General features: G+C 39.0%; 13 protein-coding genes and 1 pseudogene. 4 read left to right on the top strand and 10 right to left on the bottom strand.

The genetic code is table 11. The features are described 5' to 3' along the window. Positions 1-195 precede the first annotated feature (195 nt). A complete protein-coding gene (locus ABE099_RS00565; protein ID WP_430026608.1) occupies positions 196-1,062 on the top strand; it encodes an alpha/beta hydrolase in 867 nt (288 codons plus the stop codon). A gap of 40 nt (positions 1,063-1,102) precedes the next feature. Beyond that, the gene (locus ABE099_RS00560) at positions 1,103-2,035 is read left to right on the top strand and encodes an AEC family transporter (RefSeq protein WP_430026606.1); all 933 of its coding nucleotides are present in this window, start codon (positions 1,103-1,105) and stop codon (positions 2,033-2,035) included. Between the two features lie 216 nt (positions 2,036-2,251). Here the strand turns inward: ABE099_RS00560 and ABE099_RS00555 are convergent, their stop codons facing one another. Continuing rightward, positions 2,252-2,773, bottom strand: a complete 522-nt coding sequence (locus ABE099_RS00555; protein WP_430026604.1) for a DinB family protein — start codon at positions 2,771-2,773, stop codon at positions 2,252-2,254. A 301-nt stretch (positions 2,774-3,074) separates the two neighbouring features. Here ABE099_RS00555 and ABE099_RS00550 point away from each other — a divergent pair, with 301 nt between their 5' ends. Then, positions 3,075-3,515 (top strand): pentapeptide repeat-containing protein, encoded by a 441-nt coding sequence (locus ABE099_RS00550; protein ID WP_430026603.1) that lies wholly within the window; start codon positions 3,075-3,077, stop codon positions 3,513-3,515. A gap of 140 nt (positions 3,516-3,655) precedes the next feature. On the opposite strand, the gene allB is transcribed toward ABE099_RS00550, so the two are convergent. The 3 genes from allB to ABE099_RS00535 form a co-directional block, all read right to left on the bottom strand. Continuing rightward, positions 3,656-5,023 (bottom strand): allantoinase AllB, encoded by a 1,368-nt coding sequence (allB, locus tag ABE099_RS00545; protein ID WP_210088288.1) that lies wholly within the window; start codon positions 5,021-5,023, stop codon positions 3,656-3,658. Positions 5,024-5,092: 69 nt separating this feature from the next. Continuing rightward, positions 5,093-6,550 carry an allantoin permease gene (allW, locus tag ABE099_RS00540; protein WP_430026601.1) on the bottom strand — a complete coding sequence of 486 codons (1,458 nt, stop codon included), beginning with the start codon at positions 6,548-6,550 and terminating at the stop codon, positions 5,093-5,095. Between the two features lie 355 nt (positions 6,551-6,905). Beyond that, on the bottom strand, positions 6,906-8,120 hold the full coding sequence (locus ABE099_RS00535) for a pyridoxal-phosphate-dependent aminotransferase family protein (protein WP_430026599.1): 1,215 nt from the start codon (positions 8,118-8,120) through the stop codon (positions 6,906-6,908). Between the two features lie 142 nt (positions 8,121-8,262). Here ABE099_RS00535 and ABE099_RS00530 point away from each other — a divergent pair, with 142 nt between their 5' ends. Further along, on the top strand, positions 8,263-9,894 hold the full coding sequence (locus ABE099_RS00530; RefSeq protein WP_430026597.1) for a PucR family transcriptional regulator ligand-binding domain-containing protein: 1,632 nt from the start codon (positions 8,263-8,265) through the stop codon (positions 9,892-9,894). A 73-nt stretch (positions 9,895-9,967) separates the two neighbouring features. On the opposite strand, the gene allD is transcribed toward ABE099_RS00530, so the two are convergent. The 6 genes and pseudogenes from allD to fdrA form a co-directional block, all read right to left on the bottom strand. After that, positions 9,968-11,041 (bottom strand): ureidoglycolate dehydrogenase, encoded by a 1,074-nt coding sequence (gene allD, locus ABE099_RS00525; RefSeq protein WP_430026596.1) that lies wholly within the window; start codon positions 11,039-11,041, stop codon positions 9,968-9,970. Positions 11,042-11,064: 23 nt separating this feature from the next. Continuing rightward, the gene (gene allE, locus ABE099_RS00520) at positions 11,065-11,853 is read right to left on the bottom strand and encodes a (S)-ureidoglycine aminohydrolase (RefSeq protein WP_430026594.1); all 789 of its coding nucleotides are present in this window, start codon (positions 11,851-11,853) and stop codon (positions 11,065-11,067) included. Between the two features lie 275 nt (positions 11,854-12,128). Next, entirely contained in the window at positions 12,129-13,088 is a 960-nt protein-coding gene (arcC, locus tag ABE099_RS00515) for a carbamate kinase (RefSeq protein WP_210088293.1), read from the bottom strand. Between the two features lie 13 nt (positions 13,089-13,101). Further along, complete coding sequence (locus ABE099_RS00510) at positions 13,102-13,902, bottom strand: DUF2877 domain-containing protein (protein WP_430026592.1); 801 nt, start codon at positions 13,900-13,902, stop codon at positions 13,102-13,104. 69 nt (positions 13,903-13,971) lie between these two features. Continuing rightward, positions 13,972-15,231, bottom strand: coding sequence for a DUF1116 domain-containing protein (locus tag ABE099_RS00505; protein ID WP_430026806.1), 1,260 nt, complete (start codon positions 15,229-15,231; stop codon positions 13,972-13,974). 30 nt (positions 15,232-15,261) lie between these two features. Further along, positions 15,262-16,983: pseudogene (fdrA, locus tag ABE099_RS00500) on the bottom strand (acyl-CoA synthetase FdrA); the annotation flags it as partial. Positions 16,984-17,185 lie beyond the last annotated feature (202 nt).

The following is a 17,185-nucleotide window of genomic DNA, read 5'->3' as shown; positions in this document are numbered from 1 at the left end:
ATACCTTATGAATTAGCGTAGGCAAAAAAGTCTCCTTTTAAAATTAGTATAAACGCTTTCATTTAGCCAAAAAATGAACACTGTATATAAAAACATCGAGACTTTTGTGCACTTTAAATAAAAGAGATGACCTTAGTTTGTGATATGTTAATAGTAAAGAGATGTAGGAGTTTATAATGAAAGGTGCTGAGAAAATTGAGTAAGGGTTTTGCCTATGAAAGCGCTACGATTCCCGTTAATGTAATTGATGGGCAACAATTGTATGGAACCTTTTATCACCCAAGTAAAAACGGAGCCTATAAAGGCACTATTCTTTATTTTCATGGTGGAGGAATGATTTTTGGACATAGGGAAGATTTGCCACAGCCTTATATATCTTTGCTGACTGAAAACGGCTATGGTCTACTCGCTCTCGATTATTTGCTCGCTCCTGAAAGCAAGCTTCCCGCAATTATGAAAGGGATTAGCCAATCCATTGATTGGTTCATTCAGGAAGGAGCAACTGCTTTAAACCTTGATCATGCCGAGTACTATCTCATGGGACGTTCCGCAGGCGGATATCTGGCACTGTATCATGCGGTACATGCAAGTACTAAACCACGTGGGGTCATTGCATTTTATGGTTACTATACACTAAACGATGCAAGCTTTAACGTACCTAGCCGCTATGCGCTCCAATATCCGCAGGTTTCCGATCAAATGATGGATAGCCTTATTATTAATCAACCAATTGCATCAGAGCCTTCTAAGCAACGTTATCTGCTCTATCTTGCAACACGTCAGCGTGGCAATTGGATTCCATTTATTTCTGGCAATCAACAGCAAAATAAAGATTATAATTTAACAAAGGAACAATTAGCTACACTACCAGCAACATTTATTACTGCTGCAACACAAGATCCCGATGTACCTGTCAGACAATCAAAAATGCTGCATAAATTTATACCTGAAAGTGAACTACATCTTGTGGAATCGATGGAACACGACTTTGATCGTACACAGGTGGATGGGCTAGGGATAGAGATCTATTCAACATTAGTGGAATGGCTAAATAAAAACTAATTGGATTCCGTTTTTTATAAAGAGATGGGGGACTTCATTAATGCAGATTGATTTTTTTCTCACTTTACAAAAGGTTTCTGTCTTATTTCTCTTGATTGTGATTGGATTTGTTGCGGGGCGGCTTAATTTAATTAGTGAAAAAGGCCAAAAGGATATTACGCAGTTGGTTCTTTACATTACAATGCCAGCGACAATATTTTCAGCAATGCAGCTTAAAATGAGCGAAGAACGTTTAAATACCTCTTTTACGATTGTTGGGATTATGATTTTTTGTTATTTCTTTATGTTCACTGTGGGATGGCTATTATCTAGGAAATTAGCGTTATCCAACGATAAAAAAGATGTCATTCTTACTGCCTTACTGTTATCTAACACTTCATTTATGGGATATCCTATCATTCAAAGCTTGTTAGGAAAAGAAGCGTTATTTTATGCAGTGATTGGTGCAGGGTTTATATTTGAAATCGTCTCATGGTCATTTGGCGTTTTTTTCATCTCCAGAAATGGAACGGGAACCGCTACATTTGATTTAAAAAAGGTTTTAATTAGTCCAGGAATTCTTGCCATTTTATTTGGTTTAGTCTTTTTTGCATTCCAGTTACCTGTTCCAGAGCCACTTGACAGTGTCATTCATATTGTAAGTCCAGCTACCTCTCCTTTAGCGATGATCGTAATTGGTTTAATGCTGTCTAGAAGCAACATTATGGAAGCATTTAAAAACAAATATTTATATTTAACCGCATTTTTTAAATTACTTTTTGTCCCACTTATATTGACGTTTGTTCTAAAAAGTATTGGCTTAACTGGCCCCGCGCTAATAATTCCTATCTTGGCAGTCTCAATGCCTACTGCGTCATATGTCGCTATGTTCAGCGGTAATTATGGCAACGATGCTAAGTTCGCAAGCCAAATTGTCTTTGTGTCGTCGTTAATGTCCATGATTTCCATTCCAATAGTCACCTTGTTCTTGTAATACTTGTAACAAGATAAAATTCTTTGAGAACAGTTAATGATATGGATAAAAAAGAGCCGAAGCGTAGGTTGTGAACTGTGTACGTAAGATGAACACTTTGCAAAAAAACACCCTCTTACAGGTCACATTTCATTGATCTTCCTTCGACTCTTTTATTATTATAGTTTTATTTTATTCTGGCTCAACACAGAAATCGGTTCTTGACAAGCTTTTTCATTATACCTGAATTTCATACCGATCACGAAGTACAGACAAGTGATGTAACTCATGTCCAGCGATAACACAGGCAATGGAACGAGCAGAGGCTGGATAATTGTTAACTATTCCTTTACATACCCATGCTTCAGGACTAAGATGACGAAGCATTACAATTGTAGAATGTCGCACAGCCTCATATTCTTCAGCAAGATCATCAATCGTGTATGCTTCGAAAGGATGCCCTGCCATAAATAGATTCTCTTCATAACCTGGAAGCGGTGTAGTATCCCCTCTTGCGATACGAAGTAAACGAGTACTCATAATCCGTTCATTATCAATAAGATGGCCAAAAACCTCTTTGACACTCCATTTTCCTTCGCCATAACGATAGTTCCCTTGTTCCTCTGTCAAAGAGCGAATAACTGCACTCACTTTGTCAGCTTGCTGCTCCAATATTTCAATGACATTACCTTCAGGGACAAGGCCAATGTAACCTTCATAGAAAGAAGCGTATTCTTCTTTATCTGGTCTTTCGTACATGTTTACCTCTCCTTTGCAATTAATTTTGATTTTTTAGTGTACTTAACCACGTCTTGGAGGCAGGTAGCTACGATCCAAAGAGTTCTTCTCATTGTTGTTAGAATCTCTTTGCTAGTTTGGGTTAGCGGTCAAGTACTGATTTCAAGATTGAGCCTTTATTTTACCATTCTTTTTTGACAAGCAGAAATAAGAAATCAATAAAAAATCAGAGCCTTAAATATTTTAAATTTTTAAAAGGAAATATGTGGAGTATGTTGAAGTTAATCGCTAGCATTTAATTCAAATTTTAAGGAGGAAGAGAATGAGCCTAAACGTAGAGCAATTACATCTACAAATGAAAGACATATCAGGATCAAAGTGGAAGGACGTCAGAGCTGAAGAGCTTGATATTGATAATGTCAGCTTGGCTAAAACCAAAATAAATAACGTAAATATGAGTGAACTGGCATTACATGATATTAATATGACTAAGAGTAAAATCTCGGATGCAAACTTAAGCCATATCGTTATAGATCATGTCCATCTGTTCGGAACAGAGTTCCATAATGTAGTTCTTCCTATGGAGGGTGATGGGAATTATAATTCTGAGGGACAATATAAACCGATAATCTTTCAAAATTGTAACCTTAAAAATACTCAATTAAAAAACTGCAATTTATCAAATGTTGAGATATCGGACTGTGATATTACTGGCTTAAAAATAAATGGGATTTTAATTTCCGATTTATTGAAGGATAAATAAATAACTAAAGGGGATGTCCTTAGCCATTTTTAATGACTCTGAGGACATCCCCTTCTCAATTCACTTTGTTTAATTCAGCTTATTTTTTATTTATCTATTTTATCTTACCTAATCATAAATCATTTTAATTTTTTAAATTATTAGCACTTCACGAACACGCCTGGGAATTCAGGTGTAACTTGATCTTTTTGAGAGTAGATGATGTGACCACGCAAAATAGTTGTATCAATCTGCGCACCAATCTCACGACCGATATAAGGACTAATTTTGTTGCGGTACTCTAGATCTTCCGCTTTAAGTGTATAAGGTGCATTTGGCTTAATCAAAACAATGTCGGCATCCTTGCCTACACTAATCCGTCCTTTATTCGTAATACCGAAGCGATCCGCTACATTACTTGCAATAATACCTGCAAATTGTTGAAGTGACATGCCACGTTTTTGAACACCTTCGTCAAATAGAACATCCACATTGTTTTGAAGTCCAGAGATTCCACCCCATGCTTCAAATGCATTTTCTTTATCTTTTAGATCAGGTGTACATGGAGAGTGGTCAGAAGTGACGAACTCAATTTCACCTGCCAACAATTTTTCCCACATACCATCTTGGTTTTGTTTATCACGAATTGGAGGAGAACATTTAACAACTGGACCGATACTATCCAATTCATCTGTATGGAAATACATATAATGTGTACAAGTTTCACATGTTACATCAACGCCTTCTTGTCTAGCTTTCGTTACAGCTTCAACGCCTTCTGGACAAGCAACGTGACAAATATGGATACGGCATCCTGTTTCTTTAGCGAAAAGAATTGCACGTTGAATTGGCTCAACTTCTGTAAATACTGGACGGGTTTCAACATATGCTTTTAGTGTTTTCTCACCATTTTTGTAAGCAATCTCACCTAATCTATCGGTAATTGCAGCATTTTCAGCGTGGATAGCTAAAACTTTTCCAGTTTTCGCAATTTGCTTCATACCTTCATACAACGAGTAGTCGTCCACGTTCATGAAGTCGCCATCAATCGAACGGTCACCACATGTTGCCATAAAACATTTATATGCGATTACGCCACCTTCATCTAGCTCTTGAATACCGCCTTTAGGAAGAGAGTAAGGCACTAATCCGCCAAAGGAATAAACGTCGGATCTCAACTTTCCTTCTCCAGCAGCATATTTAATTTTGAGAGACTCTCCATCTGTTGTAGCAGGAACTTGGTTTAAAGGCATTTCTAAAAATGAAGTTACTCCACCTTTTGCAGCGGAAGCTGTTCCAGTTGAATAGCCTTCCCATTCATCACGGTACCCGCCACCTGGCTCTGTAATATGAACGTGAGCATCAATCATTCCTGGGCTTACAATTAAGCCAGTAGCATCTATTACTTTGGAGCCTTCTAATTGAGAGCCGATTGCAGCAATCACGCCGTCTTGAATACCAATATCTGTTTTAACCTCTCCGCTATCCAAAATAACAAGACCGTTCTTAATCACTAGATCATAAGTCATCTCATATTCCTCCAATTTGATTGTAGTTTTTAAATCAATTACAGATCACAGATTTTGTATAACAGCATCTCAATTATTTGGCGATACTTTCATCAAAATCCAATATATAATAAATGCGGATACAAATCCTGCAATCCAAGCAATGTCAGAAAGGAACGAAAATGCTGGAACAAATTGTCCAATTAAGGATAAAACCAGTCCTGCAATCGTTGCAATATAAGCTTTAACGTTGACGCTATTGTAAATGCTACGATTAGTTGCTTGATCATTTTCATCATAATATAACTGATCCAAATCAATTTTTTGTCTTTGCACAAAATAATAATGAACGATCATTACACCTGCAACTGGACCAAGTAAAGCTCCAATTCCATTCAAGAATACGATAATTGCGCTACCGCCAGACATGAAACGCCATGGCATAATCAAAACACTGATCACTCCAGCAATAATTACACCCTTACGATAATTGATCGATTTTGGGAATAAAGCGGCTAACTGATAACCCGCAGGAATGATATTACCTGTAGCATTTGTTGAGATTGTTGTCATCAAAAACACTAAGGTTGTTAATAGTATGGCAGGAAGACTATCCCACTGATTAATGAAATCCAAAACACCATTACCTGAAGTAGGTGCTCCATAATGAATGGTTCCACCAATAATAATGAGAACAGCCATGATTGCGAATATGAAGTACCCAACAAAAAAGCTTCCGATTTGTCCAACAGTTTGTGCTTTCTGAGATTTTGCATTTTGTGTAAAGTCAGAAACGCTTACGCCCGGTGCTGCCCATACAGCAAGCACGGATGCAATTACAATTAAATATCCATAAACAGGATTAATTGCAGTGGCTTCATTCATTTTAAAATTTAAAATATTTCCGATACCGCCACCTACATTAACCGCCCATACAGTCATCGCGCCAAAAACGATATAAATAATTGGACTTAGTACAGCAGTAAACTTATTAAGAATTCCACCACCACCTAGACCAATTGCCATATTCGCTGCCCAGAAGATTACAAAGCTGATTAATTCAGGTACAGAAATACCAAGAATATTTGCACCCGATCCAATTTCCAAATATGCAGGCCAAATCTTACCTATCAAGATTGTTAATGCAGCAGCCCCTACGTAAGTCTGTACTCCAAACCAAGCTATTGCTGCCACACACCCCCGTAGAAATCCGGGTAGTTTAGCGCCCTTACTTCCATAAGCTGAACGTAGATGTATCGCAAAAGGAATTCCGTATTTAGTTCCTGCTCGGCCGTTAATAACCATAAACAAGGAAAGTACGATCCCACTAATAATCGTTGCAAAGATGACGTTAATCGGTGACAAGCCTAGCAATAAAAAACCGACTACAGCCGCATAATTAGGGATGTTATGAATAGAACCCATCCAGAGCGTAAAATAATTCATTGCGCCCATATTTCTTTTCTCTGGGGACTTAGGCAAAATGTCTTCGTTTTTATATCCCCGTTGCTGATACACTTCGATATTGGTCTCAATAACCTGATTCAAAATGTTGACCTCCCTAAAAACCAAATTTTACAGTAACCACAAACCTCTAAGTTGTAATGCGGCTTTCTGTTGGTATTACCCTATAATAACAGACCGTAAGCATTTTTTTCACTTAGATATTGGCTCACCTCTTATTTTGTCTTTAATTTTAATGTTCTATATTAAGTATAAATGAAACCGCTTACATCATCATTGTAAAATTGAACAAAACGTAAGTATGTTTTTGTTTAAACTGCACATCTACCTTTTGAAAAATAATTGATATAATTAAAAAATTTCGGTCAAATACGGTTAAAATCCGTATTTGACCGGGCATAACTTCCATTTCAGTTATGATAAACCATATTATAAAGTTTTATTTATTAGCGTGGTAAACATCCAGTGCTGCTTTAACCGCTTTGCCCACTTGAATAGGCGCATCAAAGTAAATGAGAGCTGCTTCTAATGCACCCAATACTTGCAGTACATTCTCTCTACGGCTGCTATATCCCATATTACCGATTCTCCAAATTTTCCCTTGTAAATCACCGAAGCTTCCAGCAATTTCAACCCCAAACTGCTCCAGCAAAAAGTCTTTAACACCATTAGCATCGATGCCTTCTGGAACAAGGATAGGTGTCACTGTAGGAATTTTTGAGTCTTCATTTCCATATATACCAAGCCCCATCGCCTTAACTCCAGCGACAATCGCTTTATTATTTAAGGTGTGGCGTGCATACACACGATCAAGACCTTCTTCAAGCAAAACACGTAAGCCTGTATGAATACCATAAATCATAGAGGTCGCCTCTGTATGATGGTTGATTCGATTATTGTTCCAATAATTAATCAACTGACTCAAATCCAAATAGTTACTTTGAATGAAACGCTCGTTACGTTCTACTTTACTAAGTCCTAATTCTTTCTGATAGCGTGATTCAATGATTGCTTGGGCACGCTTATTAAATGTAATAAGAGATAAACCAGACGGTACACTGACACATTTTTGTGAACCAGCAATGGCAACATCAATGTTCCATTCGTCCACTTTGATCTCCACGCCACCGTAAGTAGCTACCATATCCACCACAAATAAAACATCGTTTTGACGGCAATATGCCCCAATCTTTTCTAACTGTTGAATTTGAGCATTTGCTGTTTCTCCATGTACCATCGCAACAATTTTAGGCTGAACCTCTTTAATCTTGTCAATCACTTCCTGTTGATCAAAAGGGGTCTCCCAATCTTTTTCCAGCATAATAATATCTGCTTGTGCACGCTCTGCAATTTCAGCCAATAAATACGCAAAGCGGCCATAGGCGGGAATTAATACTTTATCACCTGGCTCAATTAAAGCAATCATAGCTGCTTCAATTCCAGATCGGGACGTTCCATCAATTGCAAATGCCTGCTCGTTAGTTGTACCGAACGGAGCTTTGATCATTTCTTTCACTTCGTCCATGATGGATAAGAAGGCTGGATCAAATTGTCCAAGGATCGTATGGCTCATTGCGCGTAACACTTTTGGGTGTGCTTCTACGGGTCCGGGTGTCATAATCGTTCTTTGTGGGATATCTATTTCTTTAAACATGTTAAAAATTCACCATCCATCCTCAATTTATTGACAGCCAACAATACAGCTCTGTGGCAGACATGTTATACTTAAATAATTGTTATACTTTATAATAATAAATACTTTGAATTCTATATAGGCTTACAGAAAGGATACAGATATGACGACAATAGCCGACATTCTAAAGCTTCCACGCTACTCAGATCTAAAATTACTAACGAATGCAAATTTAGTCGATACACATAAAACGATAGAAAGCGTAGAAATCTCTGAAACGCCTGATATCGAATTCTACATTCCTGCTAACGTTTTACTTCTAACTACAGCAATGACGTATGCAAACGATCAAGACGGATTAATTCCGTTAATTGATTCTTTAATTCGCGCCAAAACGATAGGTCTCGGGATTAAGACAGGGCGATTTCTTGGTAAAATAAAACCCGAAGTTATTGAATACGCGGAGAAGGTTAATTTCCCATTATTTGAAATTCCCAATACCTACTCTCTTGGCTCGCTGATGCATCAATTGTTAAATAAAATCTGGGGCACACGTTATGAAGAAATTTCCTTCGCCTTAGATATTCAAAAAAGATTTTTTAACTTATTGATCCAAAATGCGACGAATCAAATTGTAATTAACAAATTAAGCCAGATCGTCAAAACACCGATTATTTTGCTGAACCCATTTAAAGAAATCATGGATTACTCCAAACATTTCAATCTTTCCAGCAATCCTGCTCAGCATTATGTGAACGAGATTGTGCAAAAAATTGAGCAAATCCCTAAAGAACGAGATTCCTTTATAATCAAAAATCCAAAAGGACACGAAATTCAGGTTTCACTTGTCCCAATTCGGGTTCATACCTATTTTCCACATTATTTGGTGATTGTGAATCCTGAACAAATTCCTTATCCAATCTCCAGCTTTGCCATTGATCAGGCCGCAATGGTGTTATCGTTCGTTCTCTTTAAAAATGAGAAAGTATCAGAGTCACAACAGTCGATCGAAACCGAATACTTTAAAGAACTAATCGACTATCATTCCAGTTCAAATTCGCCAGTACGTGCTTTTGAGCTAAATGTAAAATATGGCTACGTGTTGTCCAATTACTATCAGGTTGTTCACGTGTTTGACGAAGCAGCACTAGATGATACATTGCTTAATCTAAATCAAGAGGAACGCTTAGTCCTTGCATCACAATGGCTGCAAAAACATATATCCGAATACTTTAGTAACGGATTAGTCATTTTCTTTAGCGTTACCAAGGAAACCCTCATTTTAATCCAACAAGAGGTTGAAGATTTAGACGAAAAATTATTAGATATTCGCAATCAGCTACATGAAACCTTAGATATTCAATTGATCTTTAGTGTCGCAAACCCGTACACCGATTGGAAACGAATTAACCAATCTTATACGGAAGCTAAGTTAGTCTTTGACGAACGTAGAAGTAAGCATCAAGCTCAACCGATCATCCATTATAAAGATAAGGGTATGGTTCAATTGTTCCATCACCTTGAAAAAAATGATGTGCGCTTTTTCTGTGAAAACATTCTGAAAGATTTCGCTTATCCTAAAGAACCTGTGTTAATTGAGTTACGCAAAACATTGTCAGTGTATTTAGGTGCACAATGCGAAATTGCTAGCGCAGCCTCTGCTTTATTCGTGCATCGTAATACCGTAAAATACCGGATTCTTCGTTGCGAGGAAATACTTGGTCACTCCGTCAATTCACCAAGTCATTCCCTGAACTTACGTCTTGCACTTGCCCTTAGCGAGGAAAGCTATTAAATAAAAAGCATTGAAGATTGAATCGCGAATAAGCTGTTGATAGCTATTACGATTCAACATTCAATGCTTTTATTCAGTTTGCAAACGCCCCAAGTCCTTCATAACGATTGTAATGAATATCGTCAGACTCAAGATAGCGGATAATGGATTCAGGAATGTCCACACCCTCCTTGAGATGCTTGCTATAACGCTCTTGACTACCTTGACCTGGGTATTGAACACGACTGAACCCAGATGCTGGCTTAATCTCATTTAACTCCTGCATTGTCTGAGAAATATATTTTTTAAATAATTCAAGACCAACAAAACGCTCAGGATCGATAAGAATGTAAATCTGACCCAAATTACGTCCCTCATGCAAATTATGATACATGGAGCTAACTTCCTTACCAAATGGCAATCCAAGCAACACACCAGATAAAATATCGACCATCATCATTAAGCCGTAACCTTTTGGTCCAGCGATTGGAAGAAGCCCATTTACTTCATTTGGATCTGTTGTTGGCGCGCCATCCTTATCGACCGCCCACGTATCAGGGATAGATTTCCCTTTGGAGCGTGCATCAAGAATTTTACCCCATGCTTGGACCGTTGTAGCCATATCAAAAACCAATGGCTGATCACCATCACTTGGCGCACCAAAAGCAATCGGATTTGTTCCGTAATATCTTTCCGCACCACCAAATGGTACAACCATCGGATCGGATTGACACATAGCAATCCCAACTAAATTTTCTTTAGCTATTTTGCGCATGTAATAAGAAAGCGTTCCAGTATGACCTACTTTGGAAACACCAACGACAGCTACGCCACTTTCCTTCGCCATCTTAATGGCAGGCTCCAACGCTAAATTTGCAGCATAATGCCCTTGCGTATTATCGCCATGATAAATCGCAGAGCTTGGACCTGTCTGCTCAAAATTAAGCTCAGGCGTAACATTAATCCCGCCTTTATTAATTCGCTCAGCATAATATTCAACACGAACAGCACCATGGGAATGGACACCACACAAATCAGCATACACGAGATGATTTGCGGTTTCTTCCGCCTGTTCGTCTTTTAATCCTGCTTTAACCAGCTTGTTTTTAATTAGTTCATGCAGTTGTTCACCGCTAACTCTAACTACTTTTTCTTCTGTATTTGACATTTTTACAGCCCCTTTCTCAGTGTTTACACACCTGGGTTACGATTTGCGTCTTTGGAATACACATAAGCCAACTTCTCTTTGCGATCTGTTGAATATGCAGCTTGAGGTACATAAGAGGCCATAAAGATATAGTCGCCTTTTTCAACAGGATACCAATTGTTGTCAAGGTTGTACATGCCTTTACCAGAAAGGATATATGCACCATGCTCCTGATAGTGTGTTTCAACATAACCGTGACTTGCAGCAGGTGAGAATTCTAAGATGTGCATATTCATATCGAAACCTAAATCATCGGTAGGTAGCAAATTCCAGAACAAAACATCACTCATACCTTCATATTCAATTGGTGTAATGTCAGCACGATTACCTACAACTTTGTGTGCTTTGTGTCCTTCGATTGGATCGTATTTACGTTGGTACAAAAATGCTTCAGTCATTTCAGTTTGCCCATTTTCGAAATACATCTTTTCATTGACTGGGAAAAACGCATAACCGCCATCTGTTAATTCATGTTTCTCATTGCTATCGCTTACAATTAATTTTCCAGAAATAACATATACAAAGGTTTCGATCCCTTCGCCACCAAAGCCTAATGTGTTTTTGCCGCCTTCTTGAAATTCAGCGATAAAATCAGAGAAGCTTGCTCCGATACGAGGTGAACCTAAAATACTAATTCTTGTGTTTTCAAAGCCTGGTACAACATTATTCACTAAACCATCATGTGGCAAAATAGCGTAATTATTTTTTTTAATGACTGCACGCGATGTTAACAAGCCGTCTAAATAACCGACATTATTATTTTTATAACCCATGTCTAATCGTTCCCTTTCTAAATAGGATTACAGCCAAAATTACTGCTTTAATTAATTGTAAGCACTTAACTGATAAGCGCCTAGTTTCAAAAGCTACAATTCTTGAAGCAAAGTTGTTGATGATGAACAAAGCATGAACAAATTTTTAGAAAATCACCTCTTATAAAAATGCCCATTTTATTAAAAAATTAATATAAATATAATTAAAAGTTGACCCTTCTACAATTTACTAAACGTAAATGCAAAAGGGTCTTTTTTTGATTTTGTGTATTATATTAGTTTACAGCTCCGACAGGGCTCGCCTGTACAACCGTTGCTGAACCACCAGTAAAGATGGAATTAATGTTTTCAAGTGAAGTAATGATCGCTTTGCTTCCTGGGCGACCTTCTACAAATGAAATTGCTGCTTCAACTTTAGGTAACATACTACCTGGTGCAAATTGTTCTTCGTCAATCCATTTATTCAATTGATCAACAGTTACTTCTTCTAGCTTTTCTTGGTCTGGTTTATTGTAGTTAACATACACGTTATCTACACCTGTCAAAATAAACAAGTAATCCGCTTCTACCAAGTTTGCAAGTTTCGCAGATGCGAAGTCTTTATCGATTACAGCTTCAACACCCTCGTAACCGTTGGTAACTTTCTTCACAGGAATACCGCCGCCACCTGCAGAGATCGTAACATATCCACTTTCAATCAATGTTTTAATGATTGGATATTCAACAATAGTTTGTGGTTTAGGAGATGCTACAACTTTACGATATCCGCGACCTGCATCCTCCACATACGTTTCTCCGTTTTCTGCTGCTGCTTTTTCTGCTTCCTCTTGAGAGAAAAATGGACCAATTGGCTTCGTTGGGTTAGTGAAAGCTGGGTCGTTTTCATCTACAACGACTTGGGTTACAACAGTTGCCACTTGCTTGTTTAGACCAGCTTCAACCATTGCTTCGTTCATTGTATTTTGTAGCCAGTAGCCAATGCTACCTTGTGTCATGGCTACACAAGTATCTAGTGACATTGACGGATTTTTGTCGGATTCAGCTGCAGCTTGTTGCAACAATAGATTACCAACTTGCGGGCCGTTACCATGGCTAATAATAAGCTCATGTCCCTGTTTAATTAATTCAACCAATTGCTTACTTGTATGACGTAATGCTTTCATTTGTCCTTCTGTCGTTGGATCATCAGTTAAAATTGCGTTACCACCTAATGCGACTACAATTCTTTTTCCCATAATTGCCTCCATTTTATCTTGTTGTCTGTTGTTTTAAAAATGTAAGAACACCAACTAAACTATCGTTTCCAGAAGTTGCTCCATAAGCTTGAATCTTTTTTATTGCTTCAATAAGCTGTTGCTCATTTTCGGTTAAAATCGCTGTGCAAAGTTTAATCCACTGCACATTAACATATCCATCAAACAGCGCCTCATAATAAGCCAAACTAACATCTGTTGTTGAACGGTGCTGCAACTGCTGCTTCACGAGGTTTTTCAAGAAGCTTCCACTCCCCGTGATGGCTTCAAACAATATCATTCCTTGTAATAAATCATCGCCAGAAGGTGTTAAACCAACTCCTGCACCAATTAAAGAAGAGACTGTGCTTGTGGAAATTAAACTAACAAAATTATTGTACAGTGGTGTTAATTGCGATGAAGCAAAACCTGACTGCGTCCAAACATCCGCTTCTTCAAGATGATGTAATAAACCACTTTTGCTTATTTGTTCTTGTGTTACATGTGGTATTGATAAATCTATACTTTGAATCGACGGGAATATTGCGGTTGTGACGAGAGGACGAGTATAACAGGTAAAAGTTAAACTAAGCTTTTCTTCTGAACTAGAAAAAAACGGGCTTATTTTGACTGGATCACCAACTGTCAATGCGGACTGAATAAGATCAAGATCAGCGGTGTTGATTGCAAACCCAATCGCGGATAAGCTCTCTTCATTTTTTCCAACGAACAGTAAAGAATCATTATATTTCAGGTTGAATCCATTCGAAAAAATCGAATGGATTCGTGCCTGAATACTTCCTTGTTGTAAAATCAATTGTCGTACATATGAGCTTATATAAGCTTTTTCAAATGTTAGACTGTGATTGTTCATCGTTTACTTGAATTATTCTTCAACTTGAATGCCTAAAGATTTTGCATAGGCAATCAAAGCTTTTTCGAAGCATACTAGTGGTGCTCTCACTGTACCTGCACCGATTTGACCCACACCTGCTTCTTTGTGCGCAATACCTGTATTGATGATTGGCGTAATGCCGGTTTCCACGACTTTACGAATATCGATACCTAGTGTTGCACCCTTGAAGTTCCAGTTCGGAATCGCCCAAGTTGGGTTATTTGTAATGGAAATACGTTGCATTTCTTCGGAAATCTTTTGTGCATCGTCTAAACCACTAAGTCCAACAAAGCGCGTTACCCCTGGTGCTGCGATCATGGCCATACCACCGACACCTACAGTTTCGGTAATGGCACTGTCCCCGATATCTGGGTTAGCCAATTCTGCGGAATAACCAGTGAAGTACAAGCCATCTGGTGTATTTACAGGGCCTGTAAACCATTCGTCACCTAATGCACTAATACGTACACCAAAGTTTTCGCCGTTACGTGCCATGGTTGTAACCACGCAACCTTCTTTTACTTTACGTGCATAATCAACCATTGCTTTACCGGTTGCCATCATAATATTCAAGAAGAACTGATCGGTATTCGCCAAGAACTGAATCACGTCTGCTTTACTTTGTTGATCGATATCAAGTGTTGTAATCGCAGGTGTAATTTCTTTTAAGAATACTAGGGAAGCTGCAATGTTACGTTGGTGGAACTCATCACCCATACCAATCGCACGTGCGATCATTACGTTTAGGTTCAAGCCTTCTTCAAACGTTCTTAACGCTTGACCAAGCACTGGACCTAACACATCACGCATCCATTTCAAGCGGTTAATTACATTTTCGTTATTTGCACCAAAACGAAGTACTTCGCCGATGCCTTCGTTCATGATGCAATAGCCTGTTGTACCGTCTGTTTTGTTTTCGACGATAAACACAGGGAAGTTTGCCGTTGTGATTCCGCCCATCGGTCCAACTGCACCCACATGGTGACATGGGATGAAGGTCACTTCGCCATTTTCAAGCTGACGACGTGCATCCTCTTGATCTGCTGCCCAACCTTCGAACAACATCGCACCAATTACAGAACCTTGCATTGGGCCTGTCATGTTTTCGTATTTAATTGGAGGTCCTGCATGAAGTACAACTTTTTCACCTGTGTTCAGTTCAGGAATAACTTCCTTCGCTAGACGTGCATCCACCAAGAACGGTTGAGATTCTAAGTAACGTGCAACGATTTTATCGTTTGCTGCGTTAATTTCTTCTTCACGTTTCTCAAGTTCATTTAAGATCCGGATCAATTTTTGGTTACCGCCTGCTTTTGGACGCCAGTTGAACTGCAATGCTTTACCACCAAAGTTCGTGATCGATTCCGTGAAGCTTGAAATCCCGATGTTGATCACTCTTGGTACAGTATTCAATAGCTCAAGCACTTTTTCGCTTGGTGTTGGTACAGCGATTTTAGCATCCGTGTAGTCCACGCGACCTTTATCTGCCACTTGAAGCTCATGTCCCATCAATTTAAGTGCCAAACGAATCGCACGTGCATTACTGCTTTCCACGATTACGCCAGCATCCTTCAAGGTTTGAACTGCTTGTGCATAGTTTTGCGGGTCACTTTCTGTCCCTACAACACTACCGATGACATACAATTGACGACCTGTCGCTTTTGCTTCGTCGAGTGCCGCTTTAATACTTGGAGCTAACGCGCCAGCCATGTCCGCATGTGCACCATAACCAAGCACCACGTCTACCAAGATGATGCCAGTCGTTTCGTCTTTTAATACTTCTTTTAATTTATTCACTCTGACTTCAGGGTCGATCATCGGGTGTGGTTTACCTTGAGTGTAAACATCGTCACCTAGATCCATCACTTGGAAGCCTTGGGTATTTAAAATGTAGCCTTCTTCGCCTTTCACGTTCGCAAGACCAAGTGCATCCGAAATCAAGGTTGCCGCTTCGCTCGCTAATGTACCGCCTGAATACAAGCCTTTAACTGTTTTTCCTTCAGGAAGGGCTTGATCCACTACGAATTCGATTGGCTCGTTATAGTTCGCTTTTACTTCGTCGCCGTTCGCAAGATCTACAGCAATTTTCGCTGCTTCTTCAAGCGTATACGCAAGAGATACGTTACCAACATGCGCTTCTGGTTTTTCGCCTAAGAACAATGCCACCACTGGTTTAGACAAGGATTGCAACAATTGCATCACATTGTCACGCACTTTTTTAGCTGGTGGTTTAGAGATGACCAAGATCACATCCGTTGGCGCATGTTGCTCAAGCGCAACCACTGCATCAATCATCGTCCGTGCTTGTACATCTTCCTTCAGGTCACGTCCACCTGTACCGATCGCATGCACCACACCGCCGCCTAAACGGTCGATAATTGTAGTTGCTTCTTGAATCCCTGTACCAGATGCTGCCACGATTCCGATGTTACCTGGGTTGGTTACGTTCGTGAACGCAAGTGGAATGCTGGACAATACGCCTGTACCACAGTCAGGACCCATCAATAGCAAGCCTTTTTCATGCGCTTTTTGTTTCAAACGCACTTCATCTTCAAGGCTTACGTTGTCACTGAATGAAAATACGTGTAGACCTGAGTCTAACGCTTTTTCAATTTCACCCGCAGCATAAATTCCTGGGATGGAGAATAACGCCAAGTTGGCATCTGGCATAGCATCTAGTGCATCCTTCCAGTTATCTACGCTAGATACGCCACCTTCTTTTTTGTTTGAAGCTAAGTTGCTGAGGAAGTGCTTCACTTCTTCAATTACAGCATCAAGTACGTCTGCATTGTCGGATTCAACGACAATCGCCATATCGTTAGCGCCTGCGCCTTGAACTTCATCCGTGAATAGGCCCGCTGCTTTTAAAATGTCTTTGTTGGCATCCGTCGCCATCATGACCTGACCTTGCTTCACGCCATCTAATTTATTAATGGAATTTGTTAACAACATTAAGTTAATTGAATCTTGATAATTATTTTTTTGAACTACAGAATGTAACATTAAAAAAGCCTCCTTTGTAACATTTAGTATAAACGCTTTCATCAGGCCAAAAAAGGAGCATTTTATATAAAAACGCTAATACCTTTTGTGCACTTTGAACAACACACACCTTAACATACTCTACTGTATTTTTCCCAAACACCATTTTTCAATCCATTAATAGCTTTAAAACCATAAAAGAAAACAGGACTATGGATTCTAT

The sequence above is a fragment of the Paenibacillus turicensis genome (genome assembly GCF_050461185.1).
GTDB lineage: Bacteria > Bacillota > Bacilli > Paenibacillales > Paenibacillaceae > Fontibacillus > Fontibacillus turicensis_A.
This window is presented reverse-complemented; position numbering and strand designations above follow the sequence as displayed.